The sequence below is a fragment of the Hungatella sp. SB206 genome, assembly GCF_051132295.1.
Classification (GTDB): domain Bacteria; phylum Bacillota; class Clostridia; order Lachnospirales; family Lachnospiraceae; genus Hungatella; species Hungatella effluvii.
Genome location: NZ_CP096603.1, coordinates 3,559,739 through 3,584,961, shown reverse-complemented (window position 1 = coordinate 3,584,961; position 25,223 = coordinate 3,559,739). Strand labels below are relative to the sequence as shown.

Here is a 25,223-nt window from a genome sequence, read left to right as displayed (position 1 = left end):
ATTCAAAATTTAAAAATCAAACAGTGACAACTGATTAGACTCCGGCAGTTCGCCCAGCAGTCCCAAATCTCCCATCAGATCGCACACCGTCTTACTGACCTTCGTCCTGTTCCGGAAATCTTCCTTTGATAAGAACCTGCCGTCCTTCACGGCATCAACCACGGCATCAGCCGCTTTTTCACCAAGTCCGTCAATACTGCTTAAGGAAGGCATCAGCTTGCCTCCGATAATCTGGAAATGGCGGGCCTTCGCCTGATAGATATCGATCGGCGTAAAGTCATAGCCTCTCGCGTACATCTCCTGAACGATTCTCATATCGCGGAGCGTATCCTGTTCCTTCTTTGAAAGCGTATCCATCCGCTTCCTGTAGTCAGCCAGGTAATATTCCAGCTTATCGCGTCCCTGGCACATCAGCTCATAGGAGAAGCCATTGGCGCGGATACTGAAAAACGCCGCATAATATGCCAGCGGATAAAACACCTTACAGTAAGCGATACGCCACGCCATCATAACGTAGGCGGCCGCATGGGCCTTCGGGAACATGTATTTGATCTTCTTACAGGACCAGATATACCAGTCCGGCACGCCGTGGCTGGTCATCTCCTCTTCCCACTCCGGCTTCAGGCCTTTTCCCTTTCGGACACTCTCCATGATGGTAAAGGAGAGTCCCTCCTCCAGCCCCATGGAAATGAGATAGATCATGATGTCGTCACGGGTACAAATGGCGGTCTGAATCGTCGCCTTTCCCTCCTGAATCAAGGTCTGGGCATTTCCCAGCCATACGTCGGTACCGTGAGCCAGACCGGCGATTCGCACAAGGTCGGAAAAATACTTGGGCTGGGTATCAATAAGCATCTGCATGGCGAAATCCGTACCGAACTCCGGCACGCCCAGCGCTCCCAGCTTACATCCGCCGATATCATCCGGCGTAATCCCCAGAGCCGATGTATCCTGGAATAAGGACATGACCTCCCTGCTGTCCAGCGGAATATCCTTAACTGGGTCAAAACCGATTAAATCCTGAAGCATTCGGATCATGGTCGGATCATCGTGCCCGAGTATATCGAGCTTCAGCAGGTTATGATCGATGGAATGGTAATCAAAATGGGTAGTGACCGTCATGGTCGTCATATCGTTGGCCGGCCTCTGCACTGGAGTAAAGGAATAGATTTCCTCCCCGTGAGGAAGCACGATGATACCGCCGGGATGCTGTCCCGTGGTTCTTCTTACCCCCACGCATCCCTGGACAATACGGTTGATTTCACAGTTTCGTTTATGTACGCCGTGTTCCTCATAGTAATTCTTCACATAACCGTAAGCCGTCTTATCCGCCAGTGTACCAATGGTTCCCGCGCGGAAGGTCTGGCCTTTTCCGAAGATAACCTCCGTATAGTCATGAGCCTTACTCTGGTACTCACCGGAGAAGTTCAAGTCAATATCAGGCTCCTTGTCTCCCTTGAATCCCAGGAATGTCTCAAAGGGGATGTCGAAGCCATCCTTTGTGAGCGGATGGCCGCAGACCGGACACTCCTTATCCTGCATATCACATCCGGCCATACCGGAATACTTCTTCACTTCCTCCGAATCAAAATCGTAATAATGGCAGTTGGTACAGTAATAATGGGGGCTTAAGGAGTTAACCTCCGTGATACCGGACATGTACGCGACAAAGGACGATCCTACCGAACCACGGGAACCTACGAGATACCCGTCCTCATTGGACTTCCACACCAGTTTCTGCGCAATGATGTACATAACGGCGAAACCGTTGGAAATGATGGAGTTTAACTCCCTCTCCAGACGCTCCGTAACGATCGTCGGCAGGTTGTCACCGTAGATCACGTGGGCCCTGTCATAACAGATCTGCCTCAAATCCCCGTCTGAGTTTTCGATGACCGGCGGACACTTATCGGGGCGCACCGGCGAGATTCGCTCGCACATGTCCGCGATCTTCCGCGTATTCTTTATGACGACCTCTTCCGCCTTGTTTGGACCCAGATACTCGAATTCCTTCAGCATCTCCTCCGTCGTCCGCAGGTAAAGCGGCGCCTGGTCATCACTGTCCTTAAATCCCTGCCCCGCCATGATGATCCGGCGGTATACCTCGTCCTCGGGATCCAGGAAGTGAACGTCGCAGGTGGCGCAGACCGGTTTTCCGAACTGGTCTCCCAGTTGCACAATTTTCTTGTTGATGTCGATTAAATCCTGCTCCGAATTTATGCTGCTCTTCTCATCACGGAGCATGAAGCTGTTGTTTCCTAGAGGCTGGATCTCCAGATAATCATAGAACCGAACCAGCCTGGCGATCTCTGCGTTGGAGCCGCCGCGAAGCAGGGCCTGATACAGTTCCCCCGCCTCACAGGCCGATCCCACGATTAAGCCCTCCCGGTTCTGGTTCAGCAGACTCTTGGGTATTCTGGGCCTTCGGGCATAGTAGTCGATGTGGGACCATGAGATCAGCTTATAGAGATTCACACGCCCGATATCGTTGGTTGCGATAATGATTACGTGATAGGTCGGAAGCTTCTTGATCATCTCCGGAGTCATCGTCTTTAAGCTGTTTAACTCGATCAGCGTCTCCACGCCGCGCTCCCGCAGCATCTGGACGAATCTGACAAAGATCTCCGCCGTACATCCCGCGTCATCCACGGCGCGGTGGTGGTTTGCCAGCGAGATATTCAGCGCCTTGGCGACCGTGTCCAGCTTGAATCTGTTTAGGTTCGGCAGAAGGAACCGCGCCAGAGTCACCGTATCCAAAACCGTAGGTTCAAAGGGAAGCCCCTGCAGCTCCGCGTTGCGGTTGATAAAGCTCACGTCGAAGGAGGCATTGTGAGCCACCAGAACAGATCCCTGACAGAATTCCAGAAACTGCGGCAGAATCACATCAATCTTCGGATATGGGAGCACCATGTTGTCATTGATGCTGGTCAGCTGCTCAATCTCGAAGGGAATCGGTACATCCGGATTTACGAAGGTGCTGAATTTGTCCGTAATGACTCCATTCACCACCTTGACGGCGCCGATCTCGATGATCCGGTTCTTTTCCGGGCTGAAGCCTGTGGTCTCGATATCGAATACCACGAAGGAGTCCGCAAATGTCTGGTCTTTCGGATTATCCACCAGCAGCTTCAAGTCGTCGACAAGATACCCCTCCACCCCATAGAGAATCTTGAAGGTGTCCCCCTTGTCCAGGGCGTGGTTGGCATCCGGGAAGGACTGCACGCATCCGTGGTCTGTGACGGCGATGGCCGGCATCCCCCACTTTTTTGCACGCTTTACAATATCCTTAACCTCCGATACGCCATCCATATCGCTCATCTTCGTATGACAGTGAAGCTCGACCCGTTTCTCCAGGCTTCCGTCCACCCGTTTTCCGGTGAAGTCCTCTGACTTCTTGATGCCTACCACAGAGCCCAGAGTCAGCTCGCCGTCGAACTTGTCGATGGTCGTCACACCCTTAATCTTAATAAACGTTCCCGCCACAACGGCCGCCTTCAGATCATCCAGCTGTTCCTCCCTTGCGAACATCTTCACGGTAATCGTATCCGTAAAGTCAGAGACATCGAAGATCATAATCGTCTTTCCGCTCCGCAGTTCCCGGCTGTCCACCATGAGAATCTTTCCGCGGATGGTTACCTCTCCGATCTCCCCGTCGATCTTTTCGATCTCCATCGTCTCTCCATCGAAATCACGGCCATAGAGCACGTCCGGATTATCTGAACGTTTTCCTCCGTAGCCGCCATAACCGCCGTTTTTCTTATAATCCTTATATTCTTTCTTCTGGTCCTTCTTTCCGTAATCCCCGTTCCTGTCTTTTTTATTTTCGTCCTTCTTATTCTCGTCCTTCTTACCGCCCATACGCAGAACCGGAGCGCCTGCCCCGCTTTCTGCCGCTCCCTGCCGGGCCGGGCCCTCGTCGAAGGGAACTTCCGCCGAATATCCGGCCGCCAGTGCCTCCAGAGATGCACCGTCCGCCATGGAAGGACCGCCGTATCCGTCCTCTGTCCCAGTTTTCGACAGCACCTGCTCCTCGTTTAAGACAGCGGCCAGGGAGGTCCGGCTGACGATCTCCTCCACCTCGCGCTGCATCTGAAGCTCCTTCTGCTTCGCCAGCGCATTCTCCTTCGGCTCCACGTACTCGTAGCGCACCTCAACAGGGAGGCCGCAGCGCTCATAAAAAATCTTCTCCAGAACGCGCTTTAACTCGGCTTCCTTTTCATGGGTGACAATGGTGTCTTCCACTGTCATCTTAAGCAGATCCGGCTCCGGAAATTCATATTCTGTCTTCCGGAAAATATTATATTCGATGATACTGTAGTTTTTGAGTTCCATCAGGATACTGTCCCGGTACACATCCAGCAGCTTCTCCGGCGTGTACTGGTCAGACAGGCGGAACTTCTCGATAATCTTGATCGATACCTGCTTAGAGGGGAAGAGCTGGTCCTTAATGCCCTTCTCCAACCCATAGATATTCTGTTTATGAATCAGTCTGGGGCTCACGATATAAATGCGAATAGAGCTTCTATCCCTGGTGGAAGTGACCTTCTCAACTTCCACCAGATTTAAAAGCTCCCGCAGTTCGTCTGTCATATTCAGATTTGGAAATACATCCAAAAATGCTTTTGTCATTCCATCACCTGTTGCTTTCTGCCAAACATTATCTCCTCTTATCCAGCTTTAAGAGCTCCTCTCTCAAAGCGTCAAGTAAGTTCTCCTCAGGTACTTTACGGATAATCTCTCCCTTGCGGAATAAAAGGCCCTCGCCGATACCTCCGGCCACGCCCAGATCCGCTTCCTTCGCCTCACCTGGCCCGTTGACGACGCAGCCCATAACGGCTACCTTGACATCGAGATGATCAAATTCCGTCACCATGTCTTCCACCCGGTTCGCCAGGGAAATAAGATCGATTCTGGTCCGTCCGCAGGTCGGACAGGAGACAACCTCCACTCCGCCCTTTCGTAAGCCCAGGGTCTTTAATATCTGCTTCGCCGTCGTCACCTCTTCCACCGGATCTCCGGTTAAGGAGACACGGATCGTGTCGCCAATGCCCTGATGCAGGATAATTCCCAGCCCGATGGAGGACTTGATCGTCCCCGAACGCACGGTTCCCGCCTCGGTAATCCCCACATGAAGTGGATAAGCGGTCTGCTCACCGATCAGTTCATGAGCCTTTATGCACATCAGCACATCGGAGGACTTGATGCTGATCACCAGATTATCATATCCCATCTCCTCGATCATGCGCACCTTCATGAGGGCGCTCTCCACGATGCCCTCTGCCGTCACTCCGTGATACTTTTCCAGTAATTCCTTCTCAAGGGAACCGCTGTTGACACCGACCCGGATGGGGACGCCGAATTCCTTCGCCTTATCCACAACGGCCCTGACCCGGTCCTCACTCCCGATATTGCCGGGATTAATCCGGATCTTATCCGCGCCGTTCTCAATGGAGGCCACGGCCAGCCGGTAATCGAAATGAATATCCGCCACCAGCGGAATATGAATCTGTCTCTTGATCTCCTTTAAAGCCTCTGCCGCTTCCATCGTCGGTACCGCCACACGGATAATATCACAGCCGGCAGCCTCCAGCGCCAAAATCTGAGCCACCGTGGCAGCCACATCCTCTGTCTTTGTATTGCACATGGACTGGATCAGAATGGGATTCCCGCCCCCAATCTTCCGGTTCCCGATAGAAACCGTCTTCGTCTGTTCTCTGTCCGTCATCGCACTTTCCTCCATTTGCATACTCCCGGTAACCCCTCCCATCTCTTTGGGAAAATTCCGGGATACGCACAGTATTTTTCTTGTTTTTCATGTCCACTTTAGGTAAAGCGGCTGATATCGTTAAATACAACGAACACCATCAGGGCCATGAGTGCCATCATGCCAATCAGATTCACCATGCCTTCTTTTTCCGGATCCATGCGTTTGCCACGGACCGCCTCAATGATTAAGAACAGCAGTCTTCCTCCGTCAAGCGCCGGAATCGGAAGCAGGTTCATAATACCCAGGTTCGCGCTCAAAAGAATGCACATGCTGAGAACATTCATTATAGCCGCCATGACGCTCACTGTCAGCCCTGCCTTCACGGAATCATCGATCATAACCACGATTCCCACCGGACCGCTCAAGTCATTGACACTGGCTTTTCCCGTCAAAAGCATACCGAGACTCTTAATCGTCACGGTAATATCATATTTCACCTCATAGGCCCCGTATTTTACCAGCTCCAGGAAAGAAGCTGCCCGGACATTTACCGGAGTTACGGAAATACCTATCATATACTGGTTGTATTCTTCATTAAATTCCGGTGTCACCAGAACCGTGCCGCGCTCTTTTCTGCCCGTCTGTGCATCGGTTCTCTCATAGGACACCCGGCTCATCTTCTCATCCGGTTTTAACATGCGGTAAAGGATATAATCGCCGTAAACCGTCATCTTCTCATCGTTTACGCCGGTAATCACATCCCCCGGCTTAAGCCCCGCCTCGTAAGCAGGAGAACCCTCTGTGACTTCTTTGATCTGAGTGATATTGTATCCGCCCATTCCCACGAGAATCAGTGCCAGGAAAAAGGCAAGAATAAAGTTAAAGACCGGACCGGCCGCGATAACCGCCATCCTGCCCGGGATGCTTGCATTCTGAAATGCTCCTTCCGCCGGATTTTCCTCGTCTTCTCCGAGCATCATACAGGAGCCGCCGATCGGCAGCAGCTTTAAGGAGTACGTCGTCTCCCCTTTTTTGACATGGAACAGCCTCGGTCCCATACCAATGGAAAATTCCACAACGGCGATGCCGTTTAATTTTGCAAATAAAAAGTGCCCTAATTCATGAATCAGCACGATCAGTCCAAATACAAGAACTGCTACGATAACGCTGGACAATCTACCACCTGCTTTCTATATAGTCATAAGCCGAAGCCTCTGCTTCCAGAATCTCATCTACAGATGGATTCTCTTTCACAGTATGCCCTTTCATAGCCCCCTCTATCATATCCGTGATGGTAAGATAAGAAATTTCTCTGTTTAAAAATTTTGCAACGGCCCGTTCATTGGCCGCGTTGAATACAGTCGGCATGGTTCCGCCGGTTCTTCCGGCCTCGTAAGCCAGGGAAAGCCCCGGGAAATTGTCCATATCCGGCTTTTCAAATGTGATCTGCCCGATGCTCCAGAAATCCAGCCGGTCCCCGGCCAGAAAACGGCGCTCCGGGTAGTAAAGTGCATACTGGATGGGCAGCTTCATATCGGGTGTTCCCAGCTGTGCAATCACCGCCCCATCGTCGAACTGCACCATGGAATGGATAACGCTCTGCGGCTGAACCACAACCTGTACCTGATCCATGGAGACATCGAAGAGCCAGTGCGCCTCCATCACCTCCAGGCCTTTATTGACCATGGTGGAAGAATCGATGGTAATCTTCCTTCCCATCGACCAGTTGGGATGCTTTAAGGCATCCTCGATACGCACCTTTTTAAGCTCCTCTCTCGTCTTTCCGCGGAACGGCCCGCCTGACGCGGTTAAGAGAATCTTATGTACCGCCTTTTTGTCCTCGCCGTTCAGGCTCTGAAAAATAGCGCTGTGCTCACTGTCCACAGGCAGGATCTTTACGCCCTTTTCCTTTGCCAGAGGCATAATGATATGGCCGGCCGTCACCAGCGTCTCCTTGTTGGCGAGCGCGATGTCTTTCCCCGCCTCCATGGCCGCAATGGTGGGCCGTATTCCAATCATGCCGACGATGGCCGTTACCACAATCTCCGCGTCCGTCTCCACGGCCGCCGCGATCAGCCCATCCATGCCGCATACCACCTTCACCGGCAGATCGCTGACCATCAGGGCAAGCTCCTTCGCCTTTTCCTCTTCCCACACACAGACAATCTCTGGATGAAACTCCCGGATCTGTTCTTCCAAACGTGTAATATTACTTCCAGCCGCCAGAGCGGTTACTTCTATATCCTTCTGAGCTCTCACCACTTCCAGGGTCTGTGTTCCGATGGAACCGGTTGAACCCAGAACTGCAATCTTTTTCATGCTGTTTTTCGCTCCTTTTATCTTTCTCGCGTTCCTCTTTTCTCATCGCCGGAATTTGCTCATCGCAGAAATGTTACTGCAAAGAATATGGCAGGCGCCGTAAACAGCATACTGTCAAACCGGTCCAGAATACCGCCGTGGCCCGGAATCAGATGGCCGTAATCCTTCACTGCGTGATTGCGTTTTACCGCCGATGCCGCCAGATCGCCGATCTGGGAAATAACCGCCGCTATGGCACAGGCCAAAGCGCAGGCAACCTGCGGGTTCTGTACTTCCGCCATGGAAGCGCCGAACACCGTCGCATAAAGGAAACCCAGAAGCGCCGCTCCTGCTACGCCACCGATCGCCCCCTCAATCGATTTCTTGGGACTCAAAACCGGCGCCAGCTTATGCCTGCCAATCAGCATGCCCACGCAGTACGCGCAGGTATCGCATCCCCAGGAACTCAAAAAGATCAGCCAGACGAGATATTTTCCATCCGCCATGACGCGAACCTGATACAGATAAGACAGCATAACCGCCACATAAAAGACGCCGAAGAACGCTACCGTCACTTCCTCTGTCTTATATTTGGGGAACGTAAAGACATAGATGGTCATCAGTATCATAAGAAATGCGATGGACATCAACATCATATACTGCTCTCCATGGAACCACAACAGCCCGTAGTAGGACACCACAGTCAGATAGCCGGCAATTCCGATCACATTCTTCTGTATCTTCATAACACGATATAATTCAAACAACCCTATCATGGAAATGGCCACAGTCGTAGCAAAAAGAATCATCCCCCCGCTTCCCACAGTGACGAGGGCGATCAAGACCAGGATAATTCCACTGATCAGTCTGGTTGTAAACATCGCGCTTCCTCCCTTCGGACTATTTCACTCCTCCAAATCTTCTATCCCTACTATTGTACGCAGCTATCGCCTTTTTCAGTTCTTCTTTATTGAAATCGGGCCAATAGCAGTCCGTCACATACAGTTCCGTATAGGCTAACTGCCATAAGAGATAGTTCGACAGCCGCAGTTCACCGCTGGTACGGATCAGAAGATCCGGGTCCGGAATCTCCGCCGTGTCGAGATACGATGAAAATGCCGCTTCATCCATCTGGTCCGGAGTAATCTTCCCGTCAGCCGCATCTTTCATGATCTTCCTGGCTGCGCGCACAATCTCATCGCGTCCGCCGTAATTCACTGCGATAACAAAGGTCAGGCCCGTATTATTCTCGGTCTCTCTCTCCAGCCGGTTAATACCGTCGATGATATCCTGGTCGAAACGGCTTCTCTCACCGATCATCCGTACCCGGACATTGTTCGCCCTGGCAACCTTTAAGAGCCGTACCATATAGTAACGGAACAGCTGCATCAGCGCGCCCACCTCATCGCCGGAACGCTTCCAGTTCTCCGTGGAAAAACCGTAGACAGTCAGATATTTGATTCCAATTCTGGCCGCATCCTCTACCGTTCGTTCCACCACCACACATCCTTCCTTGTGGCCCATGCTTCTGGGCAGTCCACGCTTCTTCGCCCAGCGTCCATTGCCGTCCAAAATGATGGCGATATGGTCAGGAATTACCATATTATCTATATTAATTTCCATTATATTCTCCTTTATTATTCTAGTACTTAGGAATTTATGCAACGCTGTACTAGGCTGCCCTGAAACATAAACAGGACAGGCACTTTGAAAGCCCCCTCACTTGCGTGGGTTGGAATCATGCCTGCCCCGGTTCTTTCTGTTATACAGTAAGAAGTTCCTTTGATTTCGCTTCAATTGCTTTATCGATCTTGCCGATCATCTTGTCAGTTAATTTCTGAATATCATCCTCTGCCTCAGCTAAGTCGTCCTCGGAAATCTCATCCGCCTTCTGCTGTTTTTTGAAAAAGTCATTGGCGTCACGGCGGATATTACGAACCGCTACCTTGGCTGCCTCGCCTTTTTTCTTGACATCCTTAACCAGTTCTTTTCTGCGTTCCTCGGTCAGTTCCGGGAAAACGAGACGGATTACATTGCCGTCGTTAGTCGGATTGATCCCCAGTTCAGAAGTCAGAATTGCCTTTTCAATCGCCTTTAAGAGGCTCTTCTCCCATGGCTGAATGATGATCATGCGGGCTTCCGGAACGTTGATGTTGCCCACCTGCTGAAGCGGAGTAGGAGTTCCGTAGTAGTCAACCTTGATTTTATCAAGTACATGCGGGTTTGCACGTCCTGCGCGGATCGTCATATAATCACTCTCCAGCACTTCTAAAGTCTTATTCATCTTGTCCTCGTAAACCTGTAAACTCTCCTGCATATTGTCCTCCTAGTTTATGCGGTCACAATCGTGCCGTTTATTTTCCCCTGCATCGCGTTCGCAATGCTGTCTTTTTCGTTCAGGCTGAATACTGCCAATGGCATGCGGTTCTCCATACACATGATAGAGGCAGTCAGATCAATCACGCCCAGCTGCTTGTCAATAACCTCCTGTATGGAAATCTCATCATACTTCTTCGCCTCCGGATTGATCTTCGGATCGCTGTCGTAAACGCCGTCGATGGCCTTCGCCAAAAGGATGCAGTCCGCTTCCATCTCGATGGCCCGAAGCGCGATTCCGGTATCGGTAGAAAAGTAAGGATGGCCGGTACCGCCTGCAAAAAAGACGACCATTCCCTTTTCAAAATACTTGTTTGCTCTGTCCTTGGAAAAAAGCTTAGTCATGGAGCCGCACTCAAACGGTGTCAGAATCTGAGTCATCATCCCGGCACACCGGAAGATTTCAGAAACATAGATACAATTCATAACCGTGGCCAGCATTCCGATCTGATCAGCCTTGGTGCGGTCGATTGCATTGCTCGTCCTTCCCCTCCAGAAGTTGCCTCCGCCGATAACGATGCCTACCTCGACACCAGCATCCACGGATATCTTAACCTGCCGCGCTACTTCCTTCACAGTCGCTTCATCAAAGCCTGTTTTATTCGGTCCGGCAAGGGCTTCACCGCTTAATTTCAGTAATACACGTCTTGGGTTCATAGCTATCATTCTCCTGTTATTTAAGCGTTTTCCGCTTTGGTATTGTCATGAATGATTATAGCATATTTCCTTTTGGTTGGAAAGAGAAAGTTTTTATGAGGAAATACGCCCTGCCATTCACCACGTCCCGCATAGTACAAAAAGTCCGGTGGTAAAGCACTTTCCAATTACATAAAAAGTCCCCGGAAGAAGTTTTCACCTCTTCCGGGGACCGTTAAAATTCTTTTACGTCAGACAATTAATCCATTGTCGCATACTGGAAGAACCAGTAGCCGTATGGAGAATGCCATGTTCCTTTTAACTTCGGATCCTGTAAATAGAAATCGTTGTAGTAAGCAACAGGCGCCATAGCCGCGTCTGCAAGGATCATGTTTTCTGCTTCATGAAGTTTTGCATAATGCTCAGCAACGTCAGCTGTAGAGTTGGCATCGTTTAACATCTTGTCAACTTCAGGATTGCTGTATTTACCATCGTTGTTTCCGCCGCCGGTAATCATTAAGTTCAGCATGTTGGAAGGATCATCGTAGTCATATACCCAGCCGTTACGTGCCACCTGGAAATCGCCGGCACGACGGGTTGGTGTAAATGTAGACCACTCAACAACCTTGATATCCATGTTGATACCAAGTGCTTCTTTCCAGCAGCTCTGTAAGTACTCAGCCAGTGGTTTGTGGTAACCAGCATCGTTAGTCATGTATTCAATCGTTGGGAATCCTGCTCCGTCCGGATATCCGGCGTTAGCAAGTAATTCTTTTGCTTTTGCAATGTCAGAGTCATGATCAGCTACATTAAAGAAGTCTCCGCCGTTATTCTTACGTGTTACTTCTTCGAAGGAGGAACCATCTTCTGCATCAGAAAGGCCAGGTCCAACAAAGTTGGTAGCTGGGGAATAAGTTCCCTGCATAACAGTGTTGGCAACGTAATCACGGTCGATTGCAAGGCTTAATGCCATACGTACGTCAGGATTGTTAAATGGTTCTTTTTCTGTCTGGAAGCTGATATAATATGTACCCATTAAAGGATCTACATGGAAATCTTCGTTGCCGCGCAGACTCGGAACTTCTTCTGTAGGAACAGCCTTGATCATAGACACTTCGCCTGTCTGGTAAGCGCTGTAAGCCGCATTGGAATCTTCCATCAGGACAAACTTTAAGGTATTAACTGTAACCTTATCCGCGTTCCAGTAATTTTCGTTCTTTGCAAAAATAATATGGGAACCTGGTACCCATTCGATCATTTTTAAAGGTCCGTTTGAGACATAGGTCTCCGGTGTTAAAGTCCACTGATCGCCGTTCGCTTCAATCGTTGCCTGCTGAACAGGAACCATGGAACCATGTGTAATCAGTTTAGAGAAATATACACATGGAGAAGCCATCTCAACAACGAATGTATCATCATCCGGTGCAGATACTCCAAGTGCGTCTAAATTACCTTCAGATGCTTCTTTGTAGCCTTTTACGTAGCCGAGCATATCCATAGCATACGGTGCAGCTGTGTTCGGATCTGCAAGTCTCTTCCAGGAATATACGAAGTCGTTCGCTGTAAGAGGTGTTCCGTCACTCCACTTTAAGCCTTTGCGAAGATGGAAGGTATAGGTAAGTCCATCATCAGAAACTTCCATGGATTCCGCCTGCCCTGGAACAATCTTGTTCTCTGAGTCAACGCTCATCAGAGTCTCAAATGCATGAAGAATCATGTTTCCGCCGTCTACTGCGCTGTTTAAAGCCGGATCAACAGTCTCAGGATCAGGTCCGATCTGAACTGCAAGGTCAAGGCCAGCTCCTCCGTTTTCAGCCGGTGCTGCAGTCTCGCCCTCTGCGGCAGCAGCTGTTGTTGTGGTATCGGCAGCTGTTGTTGTTGGCGCATCAGCAGTCTTATTGCCGCCGCAGGCGGTAAGAATCATGCCGGATGCCATAACAGCAGCCAATACAAGTGCTGTTTTTTTCATATCAATTCCTCCTCTAAAGAATTTTATTCAAATTAGCACAGCAGTACTTTACCTGACTACTGTGCTGATTTGTCTTTTAGCATACCACAAATCTCCAGGAATAGCAACTTAGAAATTAATTTACTTTGTCTAAGTGGTGGCATGCCGCGTAATGACCACTGGAAACTTCCTTCCACTGCGGCTCTTCCGCTGCACATAACTCGTCGGCATACGGACAGCGGGTACGGAAGCGGCAGCCGCTCGGCGGATTAACCGGGCTCGGCACGTCGCCTTCCAGAACAATTCTCTTAGATTTTCTGCTGATCTCCGGATCAGCGATCGGAATCGCCGAGATCAGGCTCTTCGTATACGGATGTACACTGTGGAACGTCAGCTCATAGCTGTCTGCCAGCTCCACCAGCTTGCCCAGATACATAACTCCGATTCGGTTTGATATATGTTTTACAATGGATAAATCATGTGCAATGAAAAGATAGGTCAGTCCCAGTTCTTCCTGAAGCTGCTCGAACATGTTGACAACCTGGGCCTGGATGGATACATCCAGTGCGGATACAGGCTCATCACACACAATAAACTCCGGATTTACCGCCAAGGCGCGCGCAATGCCGACACGCTGACGCTGTCCGCCTGAGAACTCGTGAGGATAACGGTTCGCATGCTCGGAGTTTAAGCCAACGGTGGAAAGCACGGATAAGATTCTCTCGTGACGGTCCTTTTTGTTGGCAGCCAGACGATGGATGTCGATGGCCTCGCCGACGATATCCTCGACTGTCATACGCGGATCCAGGCTCGCGTACGGATCCTGGAATACGATCTGCATCTTACGGCGGTAAGGAAGCATATTCACATGCGTGATATCTTTGCCGTCATAGAGAATCGTTCCATCCGTCGGTTCATATAAACGAAGCAGAGTACGGCCGGTTGTCGTCTTTCCACAACCGGACTCACCTACCAGGCCGAGCGTCTCTCCCCTTCGGATACCGAAGGAAACGTTATCGACCGCCTTTACAACCTTCTTTTCAAAAAGCTTACTTCCTGCAACCGGGAAATACTGCTGTAAGTGTTTTACTTCTACCAGATACTTGTCTTCCATCATGCATCCCCCTTCTGTGTCCTGGAATCCTGCTGTTTGTCAAACTCTCTCTTCTGCATCAGCCAGCATGCACTGTAATGGATATCGGATAAATCTGTATACGGCGGCATCTCTCTTAAGCAGATCTTCATGCAGGCGCGGCACCGCGGCGCAAACGGGCATCCTGCAGGCGGATTCAGCATATCGACAGGGCTTCCCTCGATAGGTACCAGCTTATTATGCTCTTTTTCCGTCAGCTTCGGAATACTCCGGATCAGTCCCTTTGTGTACTCGTGGGACGGACGGTAGAAGATATCATCTGTCGTGCCGTATTCCACAACCTTGCCGGCATACATAACGGCGATTCTGTCACACATATTGGCAACAACACCCAAGTCATGGGTGATCATGATAATCGCCATGCCCAGTTTTTCCTTTAAGTCCATCATAAGCTCGAGAATCTGGGCCTGAATGGTAACATCCAGAGCCGTGGTCGGCTCATCTGCGATCAAAAGCTTCGGTTCGCAGGCAAGGGCGATGGCGATCATCACACGCTGGCGCATACCGCCGGACAGCTCGTGAGGATACTGTTTCAGACGCTTCTCCGGCTCGTTGATTCCAACGAGAGTCAGAAGTTCCTTCGCTCTCTCATTCGCCTGCTGTTTATTCTTATCCGTATGAAGCATAATTACCTCACGGATCTGGTTTCCGATGGAATAAACCGGATTCAAGCTGGTCATCGGGTCCTGGAAAATAATGGAAATCTCATTTCCACGTACTTTCCTCAGTTCCTTTTCTGACATCTTTTCGATCTCATGACCGTTGAATTCCAGGGAACCGCCGATCAGACGGCCCGGATAAGCGGTAATTCCCATTAAGCTGTATGCGGTTACGGATTTACCGGAACCGGATTCGCCAACAATTCCCAGCACTTCGCCTTCTTTTAAATGAAGAGACACATCATTTAATGCCTTTACTTCACCCGCGGGAGTAAAGAAAGAAAGGCGTTCATTTTTGATATTTACCAAATACTCGCTCATCGTATCTCTCCTCCTTTAGTCTTTGAGTTTCGGGTCAAACGCGTCACGCAGACCGTCGCCCAGTAAGTTAAAGCTTAAAATGATGACGGAAATCGCAAGCGCAGGTGCAAACAGACGGTGCGGATAAGACTGCAGACCATTTAACGCAGCACTGGCAAGGCTTCCCAGAGAAGGCATAGGCGCAGCAACGCCAAGACCTAAGAAGCTTAAGAAACTTTCCGTAAAGATCGAGGACGGAATCTGCAGCGTTGTGGTTACAATCAGAGTACCGATACAGTTTGTCAGTAAGTGCTTCCTAATGATACGGCCATTGGAAGCCCCCAGTGCCCTGGCCGCGGTCACGTATTCCTGCTCCTTCAGAATGAGGATCTGGCTTCGAACGATTCGGGCCATACCGACCCAGTAAAGAAGGGCGAACACGACGAAAATACTGATCAGGTTGACACCGATTACCTGAATCCATTCAAATCCCGGTTTTTGAGCCAACGCCTTTAGGGGCTGGTCAAATGCAACCGATAAAAGAACGATGATCAGAATATCAGGGACCGTATAGATCATATCAACGATACGCATCATAATCATATCGACCCAGCCGCCGAAGAAGCCCGCGACGGAACCATAAAGGGAACCAATCAACAGGATGATAGCGGAGGCCACAAGTCCTACGGTAAGGGAGACACGGCTGCCCATCATGACACGGACTGCATAGTCACGTCCCAGGTTATCCGTTCCCAGCACATGCGGGAATACGCTCTCTCCCGCTGCCTTTGCCTCCAGTTCCTTTTCTGAATACTGCATGGGTGCCAGATTCTCGCTTCCACGAATCTGCTGCTCATAGCTGTATGGGTAGAACTGTGGTACCAGGAATGAAAAAATGAATACAAAAACAATAACTACCAGGCTGACCATGGCAATCTTATTCTTCTTTAAACGGCGTATTCCATCCTGCCAGAAGCCAACACTCTTGCGGAGGACGGTAAGACTCTCTTTTTCCTCGTCACTTGCCGGGAGAAAGTCGTCTACGTTAAGCTGTAATGATAATTTATTATTCGACATCTTCTTTCTCCTTTCTATTTAAGATTAATACGTGGATCGATGAATTTGTAGGCAACGTCTACAATCACGTTCATAACAACCATCAATGAGGCAAGGAATATGGTAGTTCCCATGATCAGCGGATAATCACGTCCTGTGATGGAACCGATAAACTCGGAGCCAAGGCCCGGGATTGTGAAAATTTTCTCGACAATGAAGCTTCCCGTTACCGTATAGGCAAGAAGCGGTCCCAAATACGTAACAACCGGAAGAATCGCGTTACGAAGCGCATGCTTGAAAATACTGATTATCTGAGAAAGTCCCTTTGCGCGTGCTGTTCTCATGTAGTCCTGGCCCATAACATCCAGCATGGAAGAACGCATCAGACGTGCGATATAGGACGACGGATACAGTGCCAGCGCAATAACCGGCATGATGTAGTTTTTCCACGATGCCAGTCCGTACGTGGGCAGCAGCCCCAGCTTCAGACTCAGGACATACATCAGGATCGTACAGATTACGAAACTGGGAATCGCAATTCCGCACGTACTGAATACGATTATGATGTCATCCACCACCGTCCCTCGTTTAAAGGCGGCAATACTCCCCAGTGGAACGCCCACCAGAACTGCCGTTAAGATTGCGATGCCGCCGACTCTTGCGGACACCGGGAACTTCGATGCGATGATCATATTCACGGTACGGCCGCGCTGTTTTACGCTTAAACCGAGATTTCCGTGAAGAAGATCTTTCATATATGTAACATACTGCTCACTTAGAGGCTTATCAAGACCGTATTTCTCATTCAATGCGGCCTGTGCCTGCGGACTTATGGCCTTCTCTGACATGAAAGGGCCGCCGGGTACCATGTTCATAACGAAGAATGTAACAGATGCAACCGCAAATATTGTTACAATCGCCATGATGATACGTTTAAAAATATATTTAGCCATTGTGTCAACTCCTTTGGTATAAGGTTTCCTTCGCGCAGCCCGGATGGAAGCCTTACAGGCTTCCATCCCTGCGTTCTGCGAAATATCAATAGTCTCTCCTGCTCTGAACCCGGAAAAAGGGCGAAGTGTCCGTCCAATTTGGAAACATCTGTCAACGCTAAACGGACACTGTCTCTATAGAAAAATCCCATGGATGCCCATGGGATTCCCCCCTGAATCCTCTTTCCTTGGAAAGTCCTCCTCACATACGTTCGGCGGAATCTATTACTGCATCTGTTTTGCAACTTCAGCAGCAAAATCTTCTTCTTTTTTCTCAAGACCTTCTCCGGTTTCAAAACGAACGAATTTCTTCAGTTCGATCTTTCCGCCAACTTCTTTGGAAACCTGCTCTAAGTATTTAGCAACAGTTAAATCGCCATCTTTCACGTAAGCCTGGTCTAACAGACAGAATTCTTTTAATTCCTTGTTGAGACGGCCAACGATCATCTTCTCGATGATAGCGTCCGGCTTATCCGGATTCTCGTTCTTTGCCTGAACCTTTAGTATCTCAGTTTCATGCTCAACGAATTCCTGAGGAATCTCGTCTCTCTTTACATACTTTGGTGTTAAAGCTGCAATCTGCATTGCTACGTTCTTTAAAGCCTCTTTTACATCATCGTTAACAACTTCAGCAGAAGCTTCCAGTAATACGCCGATTCTTCCGCCGCCGTGGATATAGTCGATTACAACACTGTCTGTGGTGATCTTCTCGAATCTTCTGATGTTCATGTTCTCGCCGATTACTGCGATCTGGCTGGATAATACCTGAGCTACAGTCAGGGAAGCATCCTTTGCCCATGCTTCCGCCATGAATGCATCCATATCCTGCGCGCTGCTGGCCAGTACCTGTGCTGCCACATCGGCAACATAGCCCTGGAACTGGGCGTTCTTTGCTACGAAGTCTGTCTCGCTGTTTACTTCAACGATTGCCGCAGACTTTCCATCTTCGCTTACGAGGGTCTTAACAAGCCCTTCTGCTGCGATTCTTCCCGCCTTCTTGGATGCAGCTGCAAGTCCTTTTTCTCTTAAAAATTCTACAGCCTTTTCCATATCTCCATCGGTTGCCGCAAGTGCTTTCTTACAATCCATCATGCCTGCACCGGTCATTTCTCTTAACTCTTTTACCATTCCAGCCGTAATTGCTGCCATTTGATTTCCCTCCATATTCTTTTCGTTATTCATATTATACAGGTTTAAGCTTCCTGGTCTATAGGGAACTTCTTCCTTTTCACCACGGCAGTATCTGCCGCAGCGCGGATCCTGCTGCCCCATAAATCGAAAAATGCTTCAACCCGCTTATCACAGCCGGTCGAAGCATTCATCTGCCTGAACAATTAAGCCTCTACAGCCTCTTCCATATCCTGAGCTGCTTCTGCTTCTTCAGCTGTTGCCTCGCCCTGGTTAGCCTCGATTACTGCATCCGCCATCTTGGATACGATCAGCTTAACGGCTCTGATTGCATCGTCATTACCCGGAATCACGAAATCGAGTTCTTCCGGATCACAGTTCGTATCAGCAATACCAATTAACGGAATTCCCAGTGTATGAGCTTCCTGAACGCAGATTCTCTCTTTCTTAGGATCTACAACAAAGATAGCATCCGGAATCTTCTTCATTTCTTTAATTCCGCCAAGGTTTTTCTCCAGTTTCTCCCATTCTTTCTTGAGAGCAATAACTTCCTTCTTAGGAAGAACATCAAATGTTCCGTCTTCGGACATGGTCTCGATCTGTTTTAATCTTCCAATTCTGGACTGGATTGTCTTGAAGTTTGTAAGCATTCCGCCCAGCCATCTCTCATTTACAAAGTACATACCGCAGCGCTCTGCTTCTGTTCTGATCGCGTCCTGAGCCTGCTTCTTGGTTCCTACGAAAAGGATCTTGCCGCCTTCTGCAGCGATGTCGGCTACGGCTTTGTAAGCCTCGTCTACTTTTACAACAGACTTCTGTAAGTCGATGATGTAGATGCCGTTTCTTTCTGTGTAGATGTACGGAGCCATCTTAGGGTTCCATCTTCTTGTCTGGTGACCGAAATGTACACCAGCCTCCAACAGCTGTTTCATTGAAATAACGCTCATGTTATTACCTCCATTTGGTTTTTCTTCCGTCTGCTTCTCTTGCTTCCAAGGAGACCGATATTTCGGCACCTTCCTCCAGAATCCGCAAACGTGTTTTTTTGTAAGCCTAGCTAGTATAGCATATCTTTAATGCCTGTGCAAGTCATTTTTTACTTTTAATGACAATTTTTTTCATACTTTCGTAAAAAAAAGAAGCAGTTTTTCTTCGCTGCTTCTTTTGCCGACGTCCTGATTTACGGTTCTTTTATCTCTCTGTGTCCCTGCATCGACTTTCCGTTGCCGGCCTTGATCGCCTTCAGCTCATCGAAAACCACATCGTTTAAAACTTTGATGTAGGTTCCCTTCATACCGGAAGAACGGGATTCGATAACGCCTGCACTCTCGAACTTTCTGAGAGCGTTGACGATGACTGAACGGGTAATTCCCACGCGGTCAGCGATCTTGCTGGCTACCAGGATTCCCTCATTTCCGTCAAGTTCGTCGAAAATATGAGTGATTGCCTCCAGCTCTGAAAAGGATAAGGTGCTGATCGCGGATTTTACGATCTGAACCTTTCTTGTCTCCTCTGCATTCTCCTCATTTACAGACCGCATCATCTCAAGGCCTACGACCGTCGTTCCGTATTCGCTCAGAATGATATCGTCAATATCGTACTGAGCATCTGACTTGTAGATGAACAGCGTTCCCAGACGCTCACCCGCAATATCGATAGGAGTGATAATAGCCTGGTACTTGCGGATATTGTCGCCTATAAATCCGAGAGTCTCGAGATTCACATTTTCCTTGGTGGAAAGAATACCGAGCAGACGTTCATTCAGCATACCATCCACGTAGCCGCCGACCTGATCTGCAATCAGTTCCTGTATCTCTTCTACATCAGAACTGATCGCAACACCCAGTACCTTCCCCTTTTTACTGATCACGAGAATATTAGAATTTAATATCTCGCTGAGCACTTCACAGATATCGTTAAATACTACTTTGTGCGAGTTGTTGTTATGCAATAACTTGTTAATTTTCCTAGTTTTGTCCAACAATTGAACACTCATAACCGAAAACCTCCTTAAGAATTTGTAGGAAAGCTCAAAATACCCCTTTAATATTTAAATATTAACACTATTCCAGCAAAATAACAATCATTTTTTGAAGATTTTCGATTTTCTTAATAATTATTCTATTTTGTATTTTTGCTCGTACTGTAACCACACTGTTCGTTGGAGCAGAGCAGTTTATTGCCTTTTTCGACCATATAAGCGCCACATTTCGGACATTTCTCTGTGGAAGGTCTCTGCCAGGACATGAAATCACACTCCGGATTGGCTTCGCATCCGTAATAAATTCTGCCCTTCTTCGTCTTCTTGATGACGACGTCCTTTCCGCACTTGGGACACGGTACGCCGATCTTCTCCAGATACGGCTTTGTATTCTTGCATTCCGGGAATCCGGGACACGCCAGGAACTTACCGTGAGGGCCATATTTGATTACCATGTTCCGGCCGCAGATCTCACAGATTTCCTCTGTCACCTCATCCGCGATGGTCACGGACTCCAGTTCCACCTCCGCCTTGTCAACCGCTTCCTTTAAATCCGGATAGAAGTTGCGCACCACGGTCTTCCACGGAACGGAACCGTCTCCCACCTTATCCAGAAGGAATTCCAGATTAGCGGTAAAGGTGATATCGACAATGCTGGGAAAGCTCTGCTTCATCATGCTGTTGACAACTTCCCCCAGCTCTGTTACATAAAGGTTTTTATTTTCCTTTGCTACATAGCGTCTGGCAATAATCGTCGTGATCGTCGGCGCGTACGTACTTGGACGGCCGATTCCCTGTTCTTCCATGGACTTTACCAGAGATGCCTCAGTAAAATGTGCCGGAGGCTGGGTAAAGTGCTGGCTGCTGTCCAGCTTCTCAAGGGTTAAAACGCTTCCCTTCTCCAGCTTCCCAAGAAGGGCGTTGCTCTCTTCCTTCTCGTCCTCCTGAATGTAAACAGACATGAATCCGTCGAAAGCCAGTTTCGAAGCTGCTAATGTAAAGTAGTAATCTCCTGCCGCAACCTTGACGGATGTCGTCTCATAGACAGCCGACTGCATACGGCTCGCCGCAAAGCGTTTCCAGATCAGCTGGTACAGACGGAATAAATCACGCTGAAGCGATTCCTTAACGATTACCGGTGTCAGGCTGATATCGGTGGGACGGATCGCCTCGTGTGCATCCTGGATTTTGGCTCCGCTCTTCTTCGCCTGTTCTCCGCTGGCCACGTATTTGCTACCGTACTGCGCCTCGATAAACGCCCTCGCCGCCATATCGGCCTCCTCTGCGATTCTGGTAGAATCGGTACGCAGATAAGTGATAAGACCGACGGTTCCGTGTCCCTTCACCTCCACGCCTTCATAGAGCTGCTGGGCCAGACGCATCGTCTTCTGTGTAGAGAAGTTTAAGACCTTGGAAGCCTCCTGCTGAAGCGTACTGGTCGTAAACGGAATCGGCGCCTTCTTGATCCGCTCCCCGTTCTTCACCTCATCCACCACGTAGTCGCTGCCTTCCAGATCCTTTAATATCCCATCCAGTTCTTCTTTATTGCGGATCGTGATCTTTCCTTCTTTATTGCCATAGAACTTGGCGGCCAGGGCCTTCTTGCTTCCCTGCTGTTTTAAATCCGCCTCAAGGTTCCAGTACTCTTCCGGAATAAAGGCGTTAATCTCCTCTTCCCTGTCGCAGATCATGCGAAGCGCCACCGACTGAACACGGCCTGCACTTAAGCCACGCTTTACCTTTGCCCAGAGAATCGGGCTGATCATATATCCAACCATACGGTCCAGGATTCTTCTCGTCTGCTGTGCGTCCACGAGATCCATGTCTATCTCCCTCGGCGCCTTCAAGGAGGCCTTCACCGCGTTTTTCGTAATCTCATTGAAGCTGATCCTGTATACCTGCTTATCCTTCTGCTCATCCAGCTTTAAGGCCTTCACCAAATGCCAGGAAATGGCTTCTCCCTCACGGTCAGGGTCAGTTGCGAGATAAATTTTATCTGCTTTTTTCACTTCCTTGCGAAGCTTCGCAAGAATATCCCCTTTTCCCCGGATCGTAATATACTTTGGTTCAAAATCCTGTTCCGGGCTGATTCCCAGCTGACTCTTAGGCAAGTCTCTTACATGACCATTTGAAGCATCAACCTCATAGCTCGTTCCCAAAAATTTTTTAATCGTTTTCACCTTCGCGGGTGACTCCACAATAACTAAACAATTCGCCATACAAAACTCCTCGCCTATAATCTCTTACCATAATATTGATGGGATGTCTGAACCACATAACCGCCCAGTTCCAGATCCAGAAGTGTGCCGATACATTCACTCACAGACAGTCCGCTTAAGATCACAATCTCTTCTAACCCCTTCGGTTGCAAATCGAGGCAACTATACACCATTTTTTCTTTTTTGGCAAGCCCGTTCTCATTTTTTTCATGAACTCTTAATATTTTACCATCCCTCAGAGTGAAATATTCCAGTACATCCTCCGGACTTAAAAGAACGCCTGCGCCCTCAGAAATCAGCCGGTTACAGCCCTCGCTCAGCGGATCTGATATCCGTCCCGGAAGCGCAAAAATTTCTTTTCCCTGTTCCAGTCCGATTCCTGCGGTAATAAGAGACCCGCTCTTCTGTCTGGCCTCCATTACAAGAATCACATCGGAGAGTCCGCTGATGATCCGGTTCCTTATGGGAAAGTTTTTCTGCTGCGGCTGCTCCCACGGCATCCACTCCGACAGAACACCGCCGTGGCGGCACATGCGTTCGTAGAGCCCGTAGTTCTCCCGCGGATAACAGATCTTGATCCCGCACCCCAATACGCCAAATGTCTTCCCGCCGGCCTTCAGCGCTCCCCTATGGCCTGCGCCGTCGATGCCGTAGGCAAGGCCGCTGATAATCTGCACTCCGGCCTTCGCCAGCTCCGCTGCCATGTATTCTGCTTCCTGCTTTCCGTAATTGGTGCAGTTTCTTGCTCCGATTATGGCAGCAGCCGGCCGCTCCTCAGCCGGAAGTTCTCCTCTGACGAAGAGTCCCACCGGATAATCGTGTATCTTAAGCAGTCGCTTTGGATAATTCCCGTCCAAAAATGCAATCAAACGGATTCCCTCTTTTTCCAATTCTTCCAGTTCTCTTTTTCGTCTGTCCAGTTGGCACTTTTCCGCATCGAACGCGGCAGCCTCCTTCGGCCTCAGCAATCCTGCATTTTCCAGTTTTTTTCCTTCTATATTATATATCTCTTCAAAACTTTTAAACTGTTTAAAAAGACGCATGCCGGTAACCGCGCCAATTCCGGGCACGGATAGAAACCAGCAGAGATATTGACGTTCCTTATATGATATCACGATGACTGCCTCCCCAATATTTTTCTTCCAGGCTGCGAAGCCCTGCCGCTTCCGCCAGATGTTCTTTTTTTATTTCGCCGCTGCCTTCCAGATCCGCGATGGTTCTGGCCACTTTCAGTATTTTTCCGTATCCTCTGGCACTAAGCCCCATGTGTTCAAAAATACGCTTTAGAAATACCTGTTCAAGCTGGCCCAGGCGACAGAAATCTCCGATCTGCGCCCCGTTCATGGCACTGTTAAAATAGATTCCGCTGCCCTCAAAACGCTGTCTCTGAATAATCCTTGCTGCCTCGATCCTCTCCCGGATGGCACCGGAAGGTTCCCCCTTCCCCTTATCCTTCAGTTCCTCATACTTCATCGGCACCGCCTCGGCGCAAATATCGATCCTGTCCAGCAATGGTTTTGAAATTCGGCTCAAGTACCGCTGTATCTGCGGCTCCGTACACGTACACCGGCTCCGGTCGGGATAATAGCCGCATTTACACGGATTCATAGCGGCAGCGAGCATAAAATCCGCAGGAAATTCGTAAGCGCTGTGCAATCTGGAGATCGTAATCTTCCGTTCCTCCAGCGGCTGTCTTAAGACCTCTATGCTGTTTTTCTGAAACTCGGGTAACTCATCCAGGAACAGAACGCCCCTGGAAGCCAGAGAAATCTCTCCGGGTTTAGGAATTCTTCCTCCGCCGGTCAAAGCCTGCGGACTGATGGTGTGGTGCGGACTCCGAAATGGCCGCCTGGACAGCAGCGGCTGATCCTGATGAAGAAGGCCGCAGATGCTGTATATCTTCGATATCTCTACATTCTCCTCGTGGGACAGGGATGGCATGATGGTTGGAATTCGTCTCGCCACCATAGTCTTTCCTGTCCCGGCCGGACCGATATAGAGGATGTTATGCATGCCGGCCACCGCGATCTCCGTGGCCCGCTTGAGAAGAAACTGACCATTTACCTCAGAGAAATCCACATCGTAAGCATCTTTCTCCGAAAAGCACGCTTTTTCCTGTCTTATGGCCGGTGACAGCTGGTCAGGATCATTTAACATACCCGCCAGCTCTCTGATGTCCTCCACGCCAATGATGTCGATGTTCCCGATGATCTGTCCCTCGCTCACATTGGGAATCGGAAGAAAACACCGTTTCTTTCCCGCATTCCCGGCTGCAGCCACGATCGACAGAATTCCGGAAACCGGTTTGATTCTTCCATCCAGCCCCAGTTCTCCCACCAGGACGCTGGTATCCAGAATCGACTGGTCCACCAGTCCGGTGGCCGCCAGAACCGCGACCGCGATGGGAAGGTCGAATCCGGTTCCCTCTTTCCTGATATCCGCAGGCGACAGGTTCACCGTAATCTTTCTGGCCGGAAGCCGGAAACCGGAATTCTTCAGAGCGGTCCGAACCCGGTCCTGCGCCTCCCTCACCGCTCCCGAGAGATAACCAACCATGGTAAAGCCGGGGAGACCTTCGCTCACATCCGCCTCCACCACGACAGGGTACCCTTCGACACCTAAAATACCAATACTATGCACTTTGCTGAACACACTTTCTCCCTTCCTGATTTTAATTTCTGTGTTTTATTCTGTGTTTTCATTTTGTGTTTTCATTCTCTGTTGGAAATATGATGCAGAACCGCATCGATTCATAGAACGTTCCTGAATT

At 49.5% G+C, this 25,223-nt stretch carries 19 protein-coding genes; all 19 read right to left on the bottom strand.

What is annotated here, in order from left to right:
* Positions 1-9: 9 nt before the first annotated feature.
* The 19 genes from M1L66_RS15660 to M1L66_RS15570 all read right to left on the bottom strand — a co-directional run bounded on the left by M1L66_RS15660 (position 10) and on the right by M1L66_RS15570 (position 25,105).
* Entirely contained in the window at positions 10-4,629 is a 4,620-nt protein-coding gene (locus M1L66_RS15660; RefSeq protein ID WP_434694017.1) for a PolC-type DNA polymerase III, read from the bottom strand.
* Positions 4,630-4,657: 28 nt separating this feature from the next.
* The gene (ispG, locus tag M1L66_RS15655) at positions 4,658-5,725 is read right to left on the bottom strand and encodes a flavodoxin-dependent (E)-4-hydroxy-3-methylbut-2-enyl-diphosphate synthase (RefSeq protein WP_243270510.1); all 1,068 of its coding nucleotides are present in this window, start codon (positions 5,723-5,725) and stop codon (positions 4,658-4,660) included.
* 98 nt (positions 5,726-5,823) lie between these two features.
* The gene (gene rseP / locus M1L66_RS15650) at positions 5,824-6,882 is read right to left on the bottom strand and encodes an RIP metalloprotease RseP (protein WP_025530370.1); all 1,059 of its coding nucleotides are present in this window, start codon (positions 6,880-6,882) and stop codon (positions 5,824-5,826) included.
* Between the two features lies 1 nt (position 6,883).
* The gene (locus M1L66_RS15645) at positions 6,884-8,026 is read right to left on the bottom strand and encodes a 1-deoxy-D-xylulose-5-phosphate reductoisomerase (protein ID WP_002604299.1); all 1,143 of its coding nucleotides are present in this window, start codon (positions 8,024-8,026) and stop codon (positions 6,884-6,886) included.
* A gap of 59 nt (positions 8,027-8,085) precedes the next feature.
* A complete protein-coding gene (locus tag M1L66_RS15640; protein WP_187024491.1) occupies positions 8,086-8,886 on the bottom strand; it encodes a phosphatidate cytidylyltransferase in 801 nt (266 codons plus the stop codon).
* 19 nt (positions 8,887-8,905) lie between these two features.
* Entirely contained in the window at positions 8,906-9,628 is a 723-nt protein-coding gene (locus tag M1L66_RS15635; RefSeq protein ID WP_187024492.1) for an isoprenyl transferase, read from the bottom strand.
* A 139-nt stretch (positions 9,629-9,767) separates the two neighbouring features.
* Complete coding sequence (gene frr, locus M1L66_RS15630; RefSeq protein ID WP_055652610.1) at positions 9,768-10,322, bottom strand: ribosome recycling factor; 555 nt, start codon at positions 10,320-10,322, stop codon at positions 9,768-9,770.
* 14 nt (positions 10,323-10,336) lie between these two features.
* Entirely contained in the window at positions 10,337-11,038 is a 702-nt protein-coding gene (gene pyrH, locus M1L66_RS15625; RefSeq protein ID WP_187024493.1) for a UMP kinase, read from the bottom strand.
* Positions 11,039-11,276: 238 nt separating this feature from the next.
* A complete protein-coding gene (locus M1L66_RS15620; protein WP_434694010.1) occupies positions 11,277-12,986 on the bottom strand; it encodes a peptide ABC transporter substrate-binding protein in 1,710 nt (569 codons plus the stop codon).
* A gap of 115 nt (positions 12,987-13,101) precedes the next feature.
* Entirely contained in the window at positions 13,102-14,079 is a 978-nt protein-coding gene (locus tag M1L66_RS15615; RefSeq protein WP_243270514.1) for an ABC transporter ATP-binding protein, read from the bottom strand.
* Positions 14,079-15,098, bottom strand: coding sequence for an ABC transporter ATP-binding protein (locus M1L66_RS15610; RefSeq protein WP_002604306.1), 1,020 nt, complete (start codon positions 15,096-15,098; stop codon positions 14,079-14,081). The genes M1L66_RS15615 and M1L66_RS15610 overlap by 1 nt, the downstream gene beginning before the upstream one ends.
* A gap of 15 nt (positions 15,099-15,113) precedes the next feature.
* Complete coding sequence (locus tag M1L66_RS15605; RefSeq protein WP_002604307.1) at positions 15,114-16,154, bottom strand: ABC transporter permease; 1,041 nt, start codon at positions 16,152-16,154, stop codon at positions 15,114-15,116.
* 14 nt (positions 16,155-16,168) lie between these two features.
* Complete coding sequence (locus tag M1L66_RS15600) at positions 16,169-17,086, bottom strand: ABC transporter permease (protein ID WP_002604308.1); 918 nt, start codon at positions 17,084-17,086, stop codon at positions 16,169-16,171.
* Positions 17,087-17,350: 264 nt separating this feature from the next.
* Positions 17,351-18,274, bottom strand: a complete 924-nt coding sequence (gene tsf, locus M1L66_RS15595) for a translation elongation factor Ts (protein ID WP_434694005.1) — start codon at positions 18,272-18,274, stop codon at positions 17,351-17,353.
* Between the two features lie 185 nt (positions 18,275-18,459).
* Positions 18,460-19,200 carry a 30S ribosomal protein S2 gene (gene rpsB, locus M1L66_RS15590; protein ID WP_187024496.1) on the bottom strand — a complete coding sequence of 247 codons (741 nt, stop codon included), beginning with the start codon at positions 19,198-19,200 and terminating at the stop codon, positions 18,460-18,462.
* Positions 19,201-19,433: 233 nt separating this feature from the next.
* Complete coding sequence (gene codY / locus M1L66_RS15585; protein WP_187024497.1) at positions 19,434-20,249, bottom strand: GTP-sensing pleiotropic transcriptional regulator CodY; 816 nt, start codon at positions 20,247-20,249, stop codon at positions 19,434-19,436.
* A 125-nt stretch (positions 20,250-20,374) separates the two neighbouring features.
* Positions 20,375-22,453, bottom strand: a complete 2,079-nt coding sequence (gene topA, locus M1L66_RS15580) for a type I DNA topoisomerase (protein WP_187024498.1) — start codon at positions 22,451-22,453, stop codon at positions 20,375-20,377.
* Positions 22,454-22,467: 14 nt separating this feature from the next.
* Positions 22,468-23,568: a DNA-processing protein DprA gene (dprA, locus tag M1L66_RS15575; RefSeq protein WP_434694000.1), complete on the bottom strand. Its 1,101-nt coding sequence runs from the start codon at positions 23,566-23,568 to the stop codon at positions 22,468-22,470.
* Complete coding sequence (locus M1L66_RS15570) at positions 23,555-25,105, bottom strand: YifB family Mg chelatase-like AAA ATPase (RefSeq protein WP_434693997.1); 1,551 nt, start codon at positions 25,103-25,105, stop codon at positions 23,555-23,557. The genes dprA and M1L66_RS15570 overlap by 14 nt, the downstream gene beginning before the upstream one ends.
* Between the last annotated feature and the right edge of the window lie 118 nt (positions 25,106-25,223).